Source organism: uncultured Kushneria sp., assembly GCF_947497025.1.
Lineage (GTDB): Bacteria > Pseudomonadota > Gammaproteobacteria > Pseudomonadales > Halomonadaceae > Kushneria.
In genome coordinates, this window is record NZ_CANMFC010000007.1 from 211,086 (window position 1) to 227,098 (window position 16,013).

A 16,013-nucleotide genomic window follows, 5' to 3' on the forward strand; every position below is an offset into this window, starting at 1 on the left:
GTAGCCCCACATGAAGGAAAACATCATGTTAGCGCGCGCAGGGGGCGCCATTCATGGAAAAAGGATGAAAGTGTATCGAGGCCACCCCTGGACCAAGGTCTTATATGCGAAAGTTGCCTCGAGACCAGGGTTCGGTTGTAACCCCATGATGCCTTTGCAAGAATGTTTCACCCGTACGCGCAATGACGCCCTTACCCCTGCAACAAGAGAGCCCCGGCATGGTAAAACAGTTCGATCAGCGTCATCGGCAATCACGACGCATTTTGATCATGGGGGTCTCCGGATCCGGCAAGTCGACCATTGGCGAGGCCGTGGCCGAAAAGACAGGATGTGAGTATATCGACGGTGACAAGTATCATCCGCCGGCCAATATCGAAAAGATGACCAAGGGTGTCCCTTTAACGGATGACGACCGTCAGGGCTGGCTGGAAGCGCTGGCGGATCTTTTTGCACAGCATCGCCGGGAAGACAAAAGCGTGATGATCGGCTGTTCCGGCCTCAAGAAATCCTATCGCGATATTCTGCGCCGGGGTGATCCGGAGCTGATCATTCTCTTTCTGGATGGGAGTTATGACACCATTCTGCAGCGGATGGAGGAGCGTCAGCACTTCTTCTCGCCGCAAATGCTGCGTACCCAGTTTGATACGCTGCAAACGCCGGGCCCCGATGAGGCCATCAGCATCGATATCTCGACGTCGTTCGACAATGTGATCGATCAGTGCGTCAGCGAGCTCGAAGCGCTCGATTGAATCCTGCTGGCGATTGGAACAAGGGCCCCGGCTGCACAAGCGCACCCGGGGCCCTTATCGTTTGCTCGCCGACTCTTTGCTGACCTATTCGATAAAGGCCTCAACGCTCTGGCGGCGTCCCAACAGGAAGGCGTCGGCCACGTGGCGGAAAGGGGTCACGTCGACATCACTTTGCCCCACGCGGATCAACTCGGCAAAGCGCCTGTAAAGTCCCGCATATTCGACATCCTCGCCGTCGATGACGCGCTCACCATTGATGCTCAGCTGGCTGCCGCCGCTGTCGAGCACCAGCCTGCCGTCCTCGGTCTCGACCGTAATCTGCCAGGTCTGGGGTCCGGTCTGGCGCCAGTCAAAATCGACATGAATGGGGGTGTCATGAACGTCGGTAAATTCGAGCGTGGCCCCGATCGGCGACTGGCAGTTTTCCGGCACTTCAAGCGTCGCTTCCCGCAGGAAAAAGGCTTCCGGCAGAATCCGGGTGACAATCGACAGGGCATTGATGCCGGGATCGAAAACGCCCAGGCCGCCCGGTTCCCATACCCATTGCTGCCCCGGATGCCACTGACGCACATCCTCGCGCCACTGGATATCGACGCCGGTCACGCGGCGCGTTGACAGCCACTCGCGTGCCTTTTCGACCCCGGCAGCCTCGCGGGCGTGCCAGGTCGCATAAAGCGTGACGCCCTGTTGTTCAGCCCGGCGTACCAGATCCTCGACTTCGCTGAGCGAGACACCCGGTGGCTTCTCCAGCAGCACGTGCTTGCCCGCCTCGATGGCGGCCACGGCCTGGGTGTAACGCACCTGTGGCGGTGTGCACAGGGCCACGGCGTCGAGTGCAGGCACTGCGGCGAGCAGGGATTCAAGATCCTGATGATTATCGACGCCTTCAAGGGTGGCATTGCGACTGGCAATGGCGGTCAGTTCAAAATCGCGGTTATCCCGCAGGGCCGGCAGATGCTGGTCCCGTGCGATCTTGCCGAAACCTGCAATGGCAATGGTGGTCATGACTCTGTCTCTTTCCAAAAGGGGCCGCAAGTCTGTCGCGACGGTTCGGCCGGGGGTTAAAACGTCAATTGATAGCAGGTGTGCTGGCGATATCGCTCGCCTGGATCGAGTCGGGTCGAGGGGAAGTGATCATGGTTGGGCGCATCGGGAAACTGCTGCGCCTCCAGAGCCAGCCCGCCAAAGGCCTCGATCGGATGGCCCGCGTGATCGGTCAGGGTGCCATCCAGACCGATGCCGGTATAGAGCTGAAGCGAGGGTTGATCGGTGAAGACCTCCAGTCGTCGACCGCTGTGCGTCTCGGTGACAATCGCCCGGGGCTGGCCGGGGGGCACTCGATCCAGCACCAGGGCGACATCATGGCCGCCGGCGCGGGCGAGCTGCTCGTTGGGCACCTGTTCGCGCGAGCGCAGGGTCATGGGTGTGACAAAGTCATAGGGGGTGCCGGCGACCGGAGCGATCGTGCCGGTCGGAATCGATGCCTCATCAAGCACCAGATAGTGTGTGGCTGCGCACTCGAGAAGATGGTCGCGCACGTCCCCATGGCCACGCAGATTGAAATAGGCGTGGTTGGTCAGGCTGACAACGGTCGGTGTTGAACATTGCGCTTCATAATCGATGGTGAGCCGATTGTCCTCATCGAGGCTGTAATGCACCGTGACGTCCAGATCGCCCGGAAAGCCCATGTCGCCGTCGGGCGAACGGTGGCTCAGGCTCACGCCGACCCGGTCCGCTTCTTCAAACAACCGGCCTTCAAAGCGCTGAAAGCTCAAGCCCCGTGGTCCACCGTGCAGTGCATTGGGGCCCTCGTTGGGCACGATCTGAAACGTCTGGCCATCAAGTTCAAAACGCGCCTTGCCGAGGCGGTTGGCATAGCGCCCGACCAGCGCGCCGAAATAGGGGTGCGGTGTCAGATACTGCGTCGGATCGGCAAAGCCCAGCACCAGATTGACCGGCTCGCCGGTGGCTCGATCGGGAACGCGCAGAGCCTGCAGGGTGGCGCCGTAATCGAGAATGTCCACCTGCATGCCGGCACTGTTGCGCAGCCTGAAGCGCTCAAAGGGACTGCCGTCATCGTGCTGACCGAGTTGGTCGCTTTCACAGTGCAAGGGCATGAATCACTCCACGGTCGATGAAAGACAAAAGCGTTGTGTCGCAGCGGTTGCAGGTCAGTATAGAGCCCATGCCCGCTACCGTTCAGGCCGGATGACCGTACTACCCTTGTGTCGGCTGGCCAATGCTGCGAAGTCGTCGACCGGCCATCAGCGCCTGTTCGATACGCTCAAGCGCCACGCCACGGGTTTCGGGCACCAGCTGCAGTGTGACCGCAATGAAGACAAAGTTGAGCGCGGCATAGAGCCAGAAGGTGACGGCATTGCCCAGCACATTGATCAGCGTCAGGAAGGTGGCGCCGATGATCATGTTGGCGACCCAGTTGGTCACTGTAGAGCAGGCTACGCCGAAGTCGCGCCCCTTGAGCGGCTGAATTTCAGAGCACAGGATCCAGACCATCGGTGCGGCTGACATGGCGTAGCTGACGACAAACGTGCCCAAAAGCCCCAGCGCCAGATACTGGGTCATCGCACCCTCAAGGCCATATTCAAACAACACGCCCAGCAACAGCATGCACAGGCCCATGATGGTAAAGCCGGTATAAAGCAGCGGCTTGCGCCCGAGGCGATCGACCAGACCCACGGCAATCAGGGTGGCCAGCGTCATGACAAGGCCGATCACGACCGTGCCCCAGAGCTGTTCACTGGCGTTATCAAAGCCGGCCATTTCAAGGATGCGCGGGGCGTAATACAAAATGACGTTGGCGCCGGTGAACTGCTGCATGAACTGCAGCGTGATGCCAAGGCCGGTCGAGCGCCGGAAATTGGGATTGCGTTTGAAAAGCTTCCAGCCCGACGCCCCTGTCTTGAGACTGTCGCGAATGCGTGACATCTCTTCGTCAACGCTTGCCTCGCCTTGACCGCGCAGGCGCATCAGGACGCCGCGGGCCTCGTCAAGGCGCCCGCTGCTTGCCAGCCAGCGTGGGCTGCGTGGCAAAAAGAACATGCCAAGGAGCAAAAGCACGCCCGGAATGGCAATGACGCCCAGCATCCCACGCCAGTTGCCGGTGTAGCTGAACAGGGTGTTGGTTAGATAGGCGAGCAGAATGCCGCCCATGATCATCAGCTGATAAAAGGAGATCAGCCGGCCGCGAATGTGTTCCGGCGCAATCTCGGAGAGATAAATGGGCGCCACATAGGAAGAAATGCCCACCGCCACGCCCAGCACCAGCCTGGCCACGATCAGCATGTCCGGCGAGACGGCCAGCGCGGAGAGCAGCGCCCCTGCGACAAAGATCAGACCGCTGACGGTCAGCGTGAGCTTGCGCCCCATTTTGCGCGACAGGGTGCCACTGGCACAGGCGCCGAGAGCGGCCCCCAGCATCATGACACTGACAATGATCTCCTGCTGGCGATCACTGACGCCAAAATCCTGTTCGATAAACGGCAGGGCGCCAGAAATGACACCGATGTCCATACCAAAGAGAAGACCGGCAAGTGCGGCAACGCCGCCAATCATGTAAACGGTCGACATCGAAGGGCGCGTAATACGGCGCCCCGGCTCGTTCGATGCCGCGGTCATGGAAGATTTCATGAGCTACCCCGGGAAATGTGACGGCGTGCATGGCAGATATTAAGCTCAACAACAGGTATGTATGTTGGACATTTATTGGAAATGCTCAACATGGACTTTGGCCGTTGCGACCTTGGTCCAGGGCCTTGGACGTCGCTGGATGAATGGCGTGCGTCATCGGTAACAGTTTTGGTGGGGCGATCCGGCGGGAAGGGGCAAACAGCAGGGGCAGGCGAGCGGCGTCTCTGTCGGAAAAGGGCTCAGCTCACGTGCGATGCATTCAAGGGCAGGTGAGTGGGGGTCGGCATTGGGGTGATGTCGACGTTTAGCGCCCGGGCGGTGTCTTCCAGGACGGCGATCGCGGCGTGATAGGCCTCGTCGGGCTGGCGCATGCGTATGGCGTCCATGAGCCGGTGATGGTTTTGAAGACTATGGGTCGGGTCAAGCGTGCGGGTGTTGCTGTGCGATACCAGCAGATGGATCGATGGGCGCAGTACATGAGAGAGCTGGGACCAGACGATGTTATGCGTGGCGTAATAGATGGCGACATGAAAGGAAACGTCGCAGTGGTCGTGCTGCGCGGTGTCCTCGTCAAGATGGTGATCGCGCATGCCTTCGAAGGCTTCCTCGATGGCGACCAGGTCCCGGGCGGTGGCACTGCTGGCGGCCATCATCGCCACCCATGGCTCGACCGTCAGGCGAAAGCTCAGGATCTCGCGCTGGATCTCCAGATGTGGCCCGGCAAAGCGGGTGATCCAGTCCGTCACGGCAGGATCAAGAATGTGCCACTGTGAAAACTCGCGCACGCGAGAGCCATAGCCGGAAATACGCTCGATGATGCCGCCGTTGACCAGCGCGCCCAGATGGCGACGGACCGCGTTGCGGCTCAAACCGGAGTGCCGGCAGATCTCCAGCTCCTTGGGAATGAAATCGCCCGGCTGATAACGCCCGTCAAGAATCTCCTTGATCAGCTGGTCGGCCAGGGAGGCGGTATCGTTCATGCAAGTCTCGGTGGCGGCAGTGTCACTGGGGAACATATCACAGTCCGAACCCGGGCCCCGATACGGCAGTGCCGCACCGGGGCAGGTGTGGCTCAGGTGGTATCGCGTTCGATGTTCCGGTAGCGGTGGCCGGGTAGTCCCGGGGTGTCCACGCGCATGGAAAAGAGCGAGCCGGCATCGGGATACTGGTTCAGGGTAGCCTGATCCAGCCCCTGGCGAGCGCAGGTGACATAAAGCGTGCGCAGGTCGCTGTCACCAAAGGTCACCTTGGTCGGGTTGGGGGCCAGCAGTGGCAGGATTTCCACCACGTTGCCGCAATCATCGAAGTGCACCACGACACCGCCGCCGTACATGGCGATCCAGTAGTGACCGGCTTCATCGATGGCGGCACCGTCCGGTGAGCCCGGCAGCGCCAGCGCTCGGGTATCGGCAAAAAGCTCGGCCTCGCCCAGCGTGCCCTGCTCGATATCCAGCGGATAGCGATGAATCCTGTGTGTCGGCGTGTCGCTGAAGTAGAGCCAGCGATGATCGGGACTGATCGCAATGCCGTTGGCAATGGTCACGCCTTCGAAATGCGATGCCAGTGCGTTCTGGTAGCTGAAAAGCGCTCCGGTGGGATGGGCCTCTTCGGCGTTTTTGGTCCCAAACCACAGCCGGCCATGAGCATCGCAGTGGCCGTCATTGCACCAGCTGATGTCAGGATTCTGGGGACCTTCGACCAGCTGTTGCTGCTTTTGCCCCTGGTCGTCCAGACGCCACAGGCCCGAACGAAAGGCGGCCAGGTAACCGCCCTGATCGTCGGGCACGGCGTAGGCCAGCGGCTCATCAAAGTGCCGGATGTGATGCTGATTGCTTTCGGGGTCGAGCTGATGAAGTTCACCGTTCAGGATATCGACCCAGTGAAGACGCGGCTGGTCGGCATCCCAGTGCGGACCTTCCCCCAGCGCCATGGTTAGTGTCAGGTGCGGTTCCAGCATGTTCCCTCCCTGGTGTCAGTGTTGTATGGAAATGATCAGAGTCTGCCTCGGGCCCTATGGCGACTCGAGTCCTGTCAGCTGCAGGCGTGCACTCAGTTTGCCATCGCGGAAATAGTCCGTCTGCACGAGAAGCCCCGGATTGCGCGAGGTGAAATAAAAGTGCAGGCGCCGGTCGGGTTTGTCCTCGTCCCAGGCCTCCACATGGCGCGTCTTCCAGTGCCCCTGGGGCACGGTCATCTCGGGATCATCAATGACCCGCCAGACCATATTGTGTTCACGCATTTTGTGGTCAACGTAGGCAAAGCTACAGGGCGTTGCCTGTCGGCCGCGACACGATGGGGCATCAAAGGCCTGGCGGCTGAGCGCAAACAGCGCTGCCTGACGGTCCGGCAGATTGGACAGCTGATGCTCGTCAAGTCGGTAGGTATCGCCAAAGCCGAACAGGCGATAGCGGCTGTAAAAGCTCCAGGGCGATACCTCGGTGACATGGCTGACATGAAAGCGGCTGTATTCATAGCCGGTGGCGATCTTGATTGAGGCATGCATGGTGGAGCGCCAGCCATCGCCATCATGCTCGAGCTGATGGGTCATGTCGGCACTGGGCCAGCCATCCATCGTGAGATGGTACTGGGCCTTGAAAGGATGAATCTCCTCGGCCTGCAGTGCGTTAGACACCATCAGGGCGGTCAGTACCAGAAAAAAACGAAACACGGCGTCTCCTGTTTGTGAGGTGCAGCGCGCATGCGGCCTATGCCTTAATACCCCGTGGAGAGGTCAACGGTCTCGATGGGCTCGCCTCGCGTCAACGCCAGAATGTCGGCGGCAAACTGTCGGGCGCCTGCGTTGACATCGGTAGGCGCCGCCACGTGTGGTGTCACGATGACCCGAGGGTTTTGCCAGAGCGGGTGCTGCACCGGCAGGGGCTCTTCGGGAAAAACGTCCAGCAGGGCGCCACGAAGATGGCCGTTTTCGACAAGAGCGAGCAGGGCGTCCGGATCCAGTATGGTGCCCCGTCCTGCATTGATCACCACGGCACCTTCGGGCAGCTGCGCCAGACGCTGTGCGTTGAGCAGCCAGCGTGTCTCGGTAGTGTCCGGCAGCAGGCTGACAATGACCCGGGAAGTGCTCAAAAGAGTGGTCAGACCCTCGTCACCATGATGGGTGTCGATCCCCTCGAGGTGTTTTGGGGAGCGACTCCAGCCCTGCACTTCAAATCCCTGGGCGCTTATGCGCCGGGCACAGATCTGGCCGAGGGTGCCCAGTCCCAGGATGCCCACCCGCCAGTCACTGCGATCGGCCAGCGGCTGCTCCTGCCAGTGTTGATCGATCTGCTGTCTTTGATAGTGATCCATGTCCCGATAAAAATGCAGGAGGCCATAGATCGCGTAGTCGGCCATCAGCATGCCCATGCCGGCGTCACGCAGTCGGACGATGGGCACGTCCGGCAGATCGGGAAGGCTCAACAGGGCATCGACACCGGCGCCGGCATTGAAGATTGCCTTTAGCGAGACATCCTGACATGCCAGCAATGAGGCCGTCGGTTTCCAGACCACCAGCAGATCGGCCGGGCCTTCGCCGACATCCTGCGTGGTCACGATGTCGGCCTCGGGCAATGACGGATGCAGTTCACGCATCAATGCCGCCTGCCAGCGTTGTGCCTCGGGGGCGTGAATCAAAATGCGCATCTCATTTCCCCTTTGTTGGGCCTGCCGGCATGGACCGCCTTTGCGTCATCAGAGCCAGCCGCGATGTTTGAAGTACAAAAAGGGCGTCAGACCCGACAGGAACATGACAAAAATGGCAAAGGGATAGCCCAGCGGCCAGTGCAACTCGGGCATGACATCAAAGTTCATGCCATAGATGCTGGCGATCATGGTCGGGGGGAGAAACACGACCGAGGCGATCGAGAAGATCTTGATGATCTGGTTTTGCTGGATATTGATAAAGCCCTGGGTCGTATCCATCAGGAAATTGACCTTGTCGGATAAAAAGGTGTTGTGCGACATCAGGGCGTCCACGTCCTGAAGGACCTCTCGTGCCTGCTCCTGAAGCTCCGGATGACGGCGCAGGTGACGCAGCAGAAAATGCAGCGAGCGCTGGGTGTCCATTAGACACAGTCGAATCTTGCCGACGCTGTCCTCGACCTTGGCCAGCCGATCAATGGCATCCTCAAGATCCGAATCCTCGACTTCGAGCACCTGATGGCTGACCTGCTCAAGATCGCGGTGCATATCCTCGACGCTGTCGGCGAGGTTTTCCACCTTCTGCTCGAAGATGGTGACCATCAGCTCCTGGGGGGAGCCGGCCTCAATCTGGCCGCGCCGCGCCCGCAGGCGCAGCAGCCTGAAATCCGCCAGGTCCTCTTCGCGCAGGCTCAGGAGCCGTTGTGGCTGAAGGATAAAGGCCACCGTGGTGTTCTGGTGCTTGCCTTCGTTGCGGGTCAGAAACAGGGAGTGCACGTGAAGACCGTCAGCATCCGAGAAGTAGCGCGCCGAGGATTCGATCTCCTCGACATCGGTGCTGCCGGGCAGCTCCTCGGCGAGGAAGGGGGCCAGTGCCTCACGCTCACTGTCACTGGGTTCCTGCGCATCGATCCAGGTCGCCTGCGACAGACGCGCTTCAAGCGCGTCGTCGGCCAGTTCGTGAATGGTCTGCTGCGCAAGGCTGTAGGTCCTGATCATGATGGCATTCCGGCATGATATAAATGGCCTTCATGATCACAGAGCATGAAAGGATTGCCAAAGACTTTAGTGCCGGCCATGCCGTGGCGCGTCTGCCGCTGTGTCCTTTGGGCTCAGACAAATGGTGCCGATGAGGCCGCATCGATCATGGCGCAGTGGTGGGGCGTATTGATATCCACCAGCAGTGCGGCCAGCGTTTCCAGACACAGCACCGACATGACTTTCTTGTTGGCCCCGGTGCCGACCACGATCAGACGTTTGCACTGTTCGATGGGCGGCGTGTCGGGTTCCTGCTCGCCGCGCCAGCGAATGATCAGGCTGTTCGCCGGGGCATCGAGATACTCGATATGACGGGCATTGTCGATCATGAAACCGACTCGATAGTCGCCATAGGCCACGATCAGGACGTCGGTGGCCGGCGTGTCATGGGGTGTTTTCAAAAGTTTGCGCAGATCGATCAGGGAAACAGCGCGATTGCGATGGAGCAGCGTGCCTTCCCAGCCTTCTCCCGGATTGGTGCTGGGCGTGACATTATCCGACATGGCGATGACTTCATCGAGCTGTTCAAGCGGCGTCACGTACTGACCAAAGGCATCGAAGTGTACAAAGGCGAAGCGACGATAGACCACGCTTTCCACGCTTTCTTTGCTCTCCTTGCCGGCATACATGGCGGCAATGGTGAGAAAATCCTGGTCGGTGGCAAAGCGCTCGCCATCAAGCAAAAGCGATTCTCCCAGCTCCGGGTGCGTAATCATGCCGGCGACGGTAGCATCAGCGCACGCATGGTTATCGGCTAGTGGCATCAGGTCTGCCGGAGCATGATCGATCATGCGCAGTATACGACTGGCCGCCAGTCCCATTAACTGCCCGCGCACGGTGACCACAACCATCAGGCCGGGCCGGGCCGTGCACTTCTTGTCGAGTCGGGCCAGAATCAACGGACAGAAAACTGCTACGTGACTGTCGCGCAGACGCGTCGTCCCCATAAACCCCTCGACCTCAAGCACCGGCGGGTCAAGCGTTTCCAGCGGCTGGATCTCACGCACCATCGCGGCAGGCAGACTGAGGCGAACGCCCAGGCACTCGATCATCAGGGCGCGATGATGCTCATGAGGGCGGCCGTCTCTGGAAGCCATCTTTTGTGTGGTCTCGGAGCCACGGCTCTCGGTGGCATTCGTTGAACGTGTCACGCCTTCAAGAGCGAACAGGACATCAAGGTCCAGTACATAAACCAGGTGCTCCTCATCGCCCTGGTGAAAATTGAATGCCGCCGGTGTCAGGTTGCCACCAGTGTGATTGTTTTCCAGCGGCTGCAAATGGTCGTCCGCCACCGACGTAATGGAATAAATATCGTCCACGCGCAGGCCAAATACTCCTGAACGCCACTGCACGACGGCAACCCGATCGCCCTCACTGCGAGTTCCGGTACTGTCATCAAGGCGCAGCAGACGCGCCAGGTCGATGACCGGAATCATCTCCTCGCGCAGCATAAAGGCGCCCAGTGACCAGGCCGGCGCCATGGGGGCAGGGGTCAGACGGTGTGGAAGATCGGCCACTTCCCTCAATGCACTGACGGGAAGGGCAACGTTGCTCTGGCCGATTCCCAGCACGCCGTAGGTGCTGGTGTTGTTAGCATGTGCGGTCATGTCAGGCGCTCTTGTGGGACTGGCCAGTGGTAACACCATCCGTCTGATGTGCCGCGGTGGCCGCATTCAGAGCCAGAATCGAGCGTTCAACGTGCTCGGCTGTCTCGAGCTGCGCGCGCGTGGCATGGGTAATTTCATCCACGGACGAGCTGGTTTTCTCAATGCCCTCCACGATCTTGTCAAAGGAGGCTCTGGCATCGCGTGAGACGGTGTTGCCTTCCTCGATGCGTCGGCTGGATTCACCCAGCAGACGATTGATCTGTCGTGTGGCATCAGAGGACTTTTCGGCCAGCTTTCTGACTTCATCGGCAACCACCGAGAAGCCCAGTCCGTGTTCGCCGGCGCGGGCAGCTTCAATAGCGGCGTTGAATGCCAGCAGGTTGGTCTGGCTGGCAATCTCGCCGATCACCTTGACAATGGCATCGACGTCTTCCGAGGCCTTGCGGATGGCGTCCATGACCTCGACCGAGCGTGTCAGGGTATTACTGCCGCGCTTCGCCTCTTCCTGGGTGAAATGCGCCAGCTGCTGCGTGAGCTGGGCGTTTTCGGCAATGGCATTAATTGAGGTATTGAGCCCGGTGATGCTTGAACTCATCGAGGAGGCCTGATCCTTGATGCTTTCTTCAAGTTTCACCTGATCTGTAATGTCGGTGGCGAACTTGATGATCTTGTAGGGGTTACCTCTGGCATCGAAGATCGGGTTATAGGTGCCCTGAATCCAGACGCGTCGACCAAACTTGCCCAGACGACTGAAGCGACCGCTGAAGAACTCGCCGTTACTGAGCTTTTGCCAGAAGTCACGATAGTCGGTACTCATGACATAGTCGTTGTCACAAAACACGCGGTGATGCTGGCCCTGCACTTCATCCATGGTATAGCCCATGGTGTGCAGGAAGTTGCGGTTGGCAGTCAGAATGTTGCCCTTGAGATCAAACTCGATCACTGCCTGGGCGCGATCGATGGCCTTGAGTCGACCTTCGAGTTCTACCCCCTCACGCTTTCTGGCGGTAATATCGGTGGCAAACTTGACCACCTTGAAGGGTCTGCCATTCATGTCGAAGATGGGGTTGTAGGTGGCCTGCAGCCAGAGCTCCTTGCCTTCACGCGTAAGCCGGCTGTATTCACCGCTCATGAGTTTGCCGCGTTCCAGCTCTTCCCAGAAACGGCGGTATTCATCGCTTTCGGCGTAGTCTGCCTCACAGAAGATGCGGTGATGCTGACCCTTGATATCCTCGAGACGATAGCCGGTAGCCTCAAGAAAACCCGGGTTGGCATCGAGGATGTAGCCTTTAAGATCGAACTCGATGACGGCCTGTGCACGACTGATAGCGTTGACCTTGCCTTCAAACTCGGCATTGAGCAGCTTGCGTGCGGTAATGTCGGTGGCAAACTTGACGATGCGGTAGGGGCGCCCGGCCGGATCCATGATCGGGTTATAGGTCGCCTGCAGCCAGAGTTCGCTGCCATCCTTGCGAAATCTTTTGTATTCGCCCTGAGCAAATTCGCCGCGCGCGAGGTTTTTCCAGAATTCCCGATACTCGACCGAGCGGGTATGGGCTTCATCACAGAACATGCGGTGATGCTCGCCAATGATCTCGTTGGCCCGGTAGCCCACGGCGTTCAGGAAGTTATCGTTGGCCGAGAGAATATTGCCCTGCAGATCAAACTCGATGACGGCCTGGGCGCGGTTGATGGCATCCACCTTGCCTTCGAACTCGGCATCGTGCTGCTTTTGCGCGGTGATGTCGGAGGCAAACTTGATCACCCGAACCGGCATGCCGCTGTCATCGAAAATGGGGTTATAGGTGGCCTGCAGCCAGATCTCCCGGCCGTTTCTTCCGATACGACGATACTCGCCGGCGTCGAACTCCCCGCGGCCAAGCTTTTGCCAGAAGGCGCGATAGTCAGGCGAACCAATCTCTTCAGGGTCACAGAAGATGCGGTGATGCTTGCCTTTGATCTCTTCGAGGCTATAGCCCACCGTGGTTAGAAAGTTTTCGTTGGCATCGAGGATGATGCCTTCGGGCGTAAATTCGATGACGGCCTGAGCGCGGTCGATGGCGGCGCGAAAGAAGTCCTGCTGGCGGTCGGTGGCAACGCTGATATCTTTCATGTGACAGCAATCTCTCATGGAGGCGTCCTGATCATTCGCGGTACAGGGCGTCGTTAAAACAAGCGCAACGAGGGAGGCGCATTCTGAAGCGTATATCGACCCTTTACTGAGGAGGCTTTAATTCAAACTCACAATGACCCTGTGCATTTCGGAGAGGTTGTTGCATCGGCATTCGGGGGCGTGTCGTCGAAAAACGCATGCGGAAAGCTTTTGACCCCGACAATCGGACAAGGGCAGACTGGCTGAGGCGGGGTGGTGGTCGCGCAGTAGCCATCGCCCCCCTGTGTTTGGCTTGTTTTCGGGACGTCGTTGAATACAACAAGTGCCCGGTTTGTGGACCGGGAAAAGCGAGCGCCAATGACCGACATTGCACTTCCCTTTACGCGCGAGGAGTACGCTCAGCGCCTGGCCCGGGTAAGAGCGGCGATGGCGCGTGCCGAGCTGGATCTCCTGATCGTCTATGACCCCTCCAACATGGCTTGGCTGACCGGCTATGACGGATGGTCGTTCTATGTTCACCAGTGTGTCCTGATCAGTCTTGATCAGGACCCGGTATGGTACGGGCGACGCCAGGACAGTAATGGCGCAATACGCACCTGCTGGATGAATCCCGAAACGCATGTGACCTGGTATCCGGACTATTACGTCCAGAATCCCGACATGCATCCGATGGAATATCTTTCCCAGTCGATCCTGCCTCATTGGCAGTGGCATCGGGGGCGCATCGGTGTCGAGATGGACAACTACTACTTCTCGGCGAAGGCCTATACCAGCCTGCTGGCAAACCTGCCCGAGGCGACGCTGGTCGATGCCAATGGCCTGGTCAACTGGTGCCGGGCGATCAAGTCACCGACCGAGATCGAGTACATGCGCGTGGCCGGGCGCATCGTGGACGAAATGCATGCCCGCATTCTCGACATGGTCGAGCCCGGACTGCCCAAGAGCCGGCTGGTCGCTGAAATCTACCGGGCGGGTGTCGAGGGGATCGAGGGGCACGGTGGGGATTATCCGGCGATCGTGCCGCTACTGCCGACCGGCAAGGACGCTGCTGCCCCGCACCTGACCTGGGATGATGCGCCGTTCAAGAAGGGTGAGGGTACCTTTTTCGAGATTGCCGGTGTCTACAAGCGCTATCACGCGCCGCTGTCGCGGACGGTGTTTCTCGGGCGTCCGCCACGAGATTTCCTGCGTGGCGAGTCGGCGCTGCTGGAAGGTATCGAAAACGGCCTTGCAGTTGCCAAACCCGGCAACCGCTGCTGTGATCTGGCCATGGCGCTGGGCACGGCGATGGACAAGTGGGGCTTTGATCGGGGCGGTGCCCGCTGCGGTTATCCCATTGGTCTGAGCTATCCACCCGACTGGGGGGAGCGCACCATGAGTCTGCGTCCCAGCGACGAGACCGTACTGGAACCCGGCATGACCTTTCATTTCATGCCGGGCATGTGGATGGATGACTGGGGGCTTGAAATCACCGAGTCGATTCTGATCACCGAGACCGGGGTAGAAACCTTCAGCAATTTCCCCCGTCAGCTTTTCGTCAAATAGCGCGCCTTGCCGGTGCCCCGAGACGATCAGCGGCACTGAGGCGGTTTACCACAGGGAGTAGCACTGCTCATGCGTCCAAGTCCGATTTCTGCCACTGTCGATTTTGACGCCGACGGCGTTCAGCACGGCTTTCTCAAGCTGCCGGTCTCCCATGATGAGTCTGCCTGGGGGGCGGTCATGATTCCGATCACCGTGGTCAAAAACGGCGAAGGGCCCACGGCGCTTCTGACCGGCGGCAACCACGGCGATGAGTACGAGGGCATTACGGCCCTTTTGAAACTGGCCCGGCGCCTGACGGCCGAGGAAGTCCAGGGGCGCGTCATCATTGTGCCGATGATGAATCAGCCGGCGGCTCAGGTCGGACGACGCACCTCGCCGATGGATCGCGGTAACCTCAATCGCAGCTTCCCGGGTGACCCTGATGGCGGGCCAACGAAGCAGATTGCGGATTACTTCACCCGCTATCTGGTACCGATGTGCGACTACGCACTCGACCTGCACTCGGGCGGACGGACGCTGGACATTCTGCCCTTTGCCGCGGCCCATCGACTCGATGATCTGGAACTTGAGCGCAAAAGCCTCAGGGGCGCGATCGATTTCGGTGCCTCAACCGCCATCATGATGTATGAGCTGGACGCGGCGGCGCTGTATGACACGGTGGTGGAAAATCAGGGCAAGGTATTGGTGACCACCGAGCTGGGCGGTGGCGGCACGTCAACGCCTGCCAGTATCGAGATCAGCGAGCGCGGCGTGCGCAATTTTCTGATCTTTGCCGGTATTACAGAGGGGGAGATACAGCGTCCCGCGCGCCAGCAGTATGTCGAGATGCCGGATGCCTCCTGCTACGTGCAAAGCGAGCACTCGGGGCTTCTGGAGATGACCTGCGCCCTGGGCGGGCAGGTGCGCGAAGGCGAGGTGGTTGCCCGTATCTGGGACATGACACGTACCGGTGCCGAGCCCGTGGAATATCGCGCCGAGCGCGATGGTCTGGTGCTGGCCCGTCGCTTCCCGGCCCGCGTCGAGATGGGCGATACCCTTGTGGTCATTGGAGAAATGGTCAAATCGCTTGAGCGTTGATGGCCACGACGGCCGCGATCAAAAAGACGGATAGCGGCCGTTGATCGACTGCCGGCGCGTCGTGCCCCGTACCGCACTGCTCCGATGTGAGTACCTGATGAAACTCGATCAATACGATTTACGCATTCTCGATATCCTGTCCCGTGATGGCCGCATTACCAAGTCGCGACTGGCCGAGGCGATCAACCTTTCGGTGAGCCCCTGCTGGGAACGAGTAAGACGCCTGGAGCGTGCCGGTATCATCGAAGGCTACAGTGCCCGTATCAGTGACCGGGTTCGGGTGGCGCTGACCTCGGTGTGGATGCAGATCGAGCTGGAAAGTCACGGTGTGGTCGTGTCCGAGCGCTTCGAGCGGGTCATGCGCGAGACGCCGCAGGTCAGTGAATGTGTCGCCGTGGGCGGCGGCGTGGACTATCTGGTGCTGATCGAGGCCGAAAGCATCGATCAGTATCAGCGTCTGGTGGATCGCTGGCTGATGGAGGATCTCGCCATTCGCCGCTACTTCACCTATATCGTGACCAAGTCCATTAAAAAGGCATCATCCCCTCTGATCCGGCTCAGGGCCGACAATGCAAATTGAGCGCGCCGACGCTTTCG

14 protein-coding genes are annotated in these 16,013 nt (G+C 59.6%); 4 read left to right on the forward strand and 10 right to left on the reverse strand.

Going from position 1 to position 16,013, the window contains the following annotated elements:
- Positions 1 to 218: 218 nt before the first annotated feature.
- Positions 219 to 749, forward strand: a complete 531-nt coding sequence (locus Q0931_RS14235) for a gluconokinase (RefSeq protein ID WP_299261412.1) — start codon at positions 219 to 221, stop codon at positions 747 to 749.
- A gap of 84 nt (positions 750 to 833) precedes the next feature.
- Here Q0931_RS14235 and Q0931_RS14240 read toward each other — a convergent pair whose 3' ends face one another.
- The 10 genes from Q0931_RS14240 to Q0931_RS14285 all read right to left on the reverse strand — a co-directional run bounded on the left by Q0931_RS14240 (position 834) and on the right by Q0931_RS14285 (position 12,794).
- Positions 834 to 1,754 (reverse strand): Gfo/Idh/MocA family oxidoreductase, encoded by a 921-nt coding sequence (locus Q0931_RS14240; RefSeq protein ID WP_299261413.1) that lies wholly within the window; start codon positions 1,752 to 1,754, stop codon positions 834 to 836.
- A 56-nt stretch (positions 1,755 to 1,810) separates the two neighbouring features.
- Positions 1,811 to 2,866, reverse strand: coding sequence for an aldose epimerase family protein (locus tag Q0931_RS14245; protein ID WP_299261414.1), 1,056 nt, complete (start codon positions 2,864 to 2,866; stop codon positions 1,811 to 1,813).
- Between the two features lie 100 nt (positions 2,867 to 2,966).
- Positions 2,967 to 4,397: a sugar porter family MFS transporter gene (locus Q0931_RS14250; protein ID WP_299261415.1), complete on the reverse strand. Its 1,431-nt coding sequence runs from the start codon at positions 4,395 to 4,397 to the stop codon at positions 2,967 to 2,969.
- Between the two features lie 239 nt (positions 4,398 to 4,636).
- Positions 4,637 to 5,377, reverse strand: a complete 741-nt coding sequence (locus Q0931_RS14255; RefSeq protein WP_299261416.1) for an FCD domain-containing protein — start codon at positions 5,375 to 5,377, stop codon at positions 4,637 to 4,639.
- A 92-nt stretch (positions 5,378 to 5,469) separates the two neighbouring features.
- Positions 5,470 to 6,354 (reverse strand): SMP-30/gluconolactonase/LRE family protein, encoded by an 885-nt coding sequence (locus Q0931_RS14260; protein ID WP_299261417.1) that lies wholly within the window; start codon positions 6,352 to 6,354, stop codon positions 5,470 to 5,472.
- Between the two features lie 54 nt (positions 6,355 to 6,408).
- Positions 6,409 to 7,065, reverse strand: coding sequence for a hypothetical protein (locus tag Q0931_RS14265; protein ID WP_299261418.1), 657 nt, complete (start codon positions 7,063 to 7,065; stop codon positions 6,409 to 6,411).
- A gap of 44 nt (positions 7,066 to 7,109) precedes the next feature.
- On the reverse strand, positions 7,110 to 8,039 hold the full coding sequence (locus tag Q0931_RS14270; protein WP_299261420.1) for a glyoxylate/hydroxypyruvate reductase A: 930 nt from the start codon (positions 8,037 to 8,039) through the stop codon (positions 7,110 to 7,112).
- A gap of 48 nt (positions 8,040 to 8,087) precedes the next feature.
- Positions 8,088 to 9,035, reverse strand: a complete 948-nt coding sequence (gene corA / locus Q0931_RS14275) for a magnesium/cobalt transporter CorA (protein ID WP_086899567.1) — start codon at positions 9,033 to 9,035, stop codon at positions 8,088 to 8,090.
- A gap of 113 nt (positions 9,036 to 9,148) precedes the next feature.
- A complete protein-coding gene (locus tag Q0931_RS14280; RefSeq protein WP_299261425.1) occupies positions 9,149 to 10,681 on the reverse strand; it encodes a chemotaxis protein CheW in 1,533 nt (510 codons plus the stop codon).
- A 1-nt stretch (position 10,682) separates the two neighbouring features.
- On the reverse strand, positions 10,683 to 12,794 hold the full coding sequence (locus tag Q0931_RS14285; protein WP_299261427.1) for a PAS domain-containing methyl-accepting chemotaxis protein: 2,112 nt from the start codon (positions 12,792 to 12,794) through the stop codon (positions 10,683 to 10,685).
- A gap of 357 nt (positions 12,795 to 13,151) precedes the next feature.
- Between Q0931_RS14285 and doeA the strand changes: the two genes are divergently transcribed.
- From doeA to Q0931_RS14300, 3 genes are all read left to right on the forward strand, one after another.
- A complete protein-coding gene (doeA, locus tag Q0931_RS14290; protein ID WP_299261429.1) occupies positions 13,152 to 14,339 on the forward strand; it encodes an ectoine hydrolase DoeA in 1,188 nt (395 codons plus the stop codon).
- 69 nt (positions 14,340 to 14,408) lie between these two features.
- Complete coding sequence (doeB, locus tag Q0931_RS14295) at positions 14,409 to 15,416, forward strand: N(2)-acetyl-L-2,4-diaminobutanoate deacetylase DoeB (RefSeq protein WP_299261431.1); 1,008 nt, start codon at positions 14,409 to 14,411, stop codon at positions 15,414 to 15,416.
- Positions 15,417 to 15,513: 97 nt separating this feature from the next.
- Positions 15,514 to 15,996, forward strand: coding sequence for an Lrp/AsnC family transcriptional regulator (locus Q0931_RS14300; RefSeq protein ID WP_299261433.1), 483 nt, complete (start codon positions 15,514 to 15,516; stop codon positions 15,994 to 15,996).
- The last annotated feature ends 17 nt before the right edge of the window (positions 15,997 to 16,013 follow it).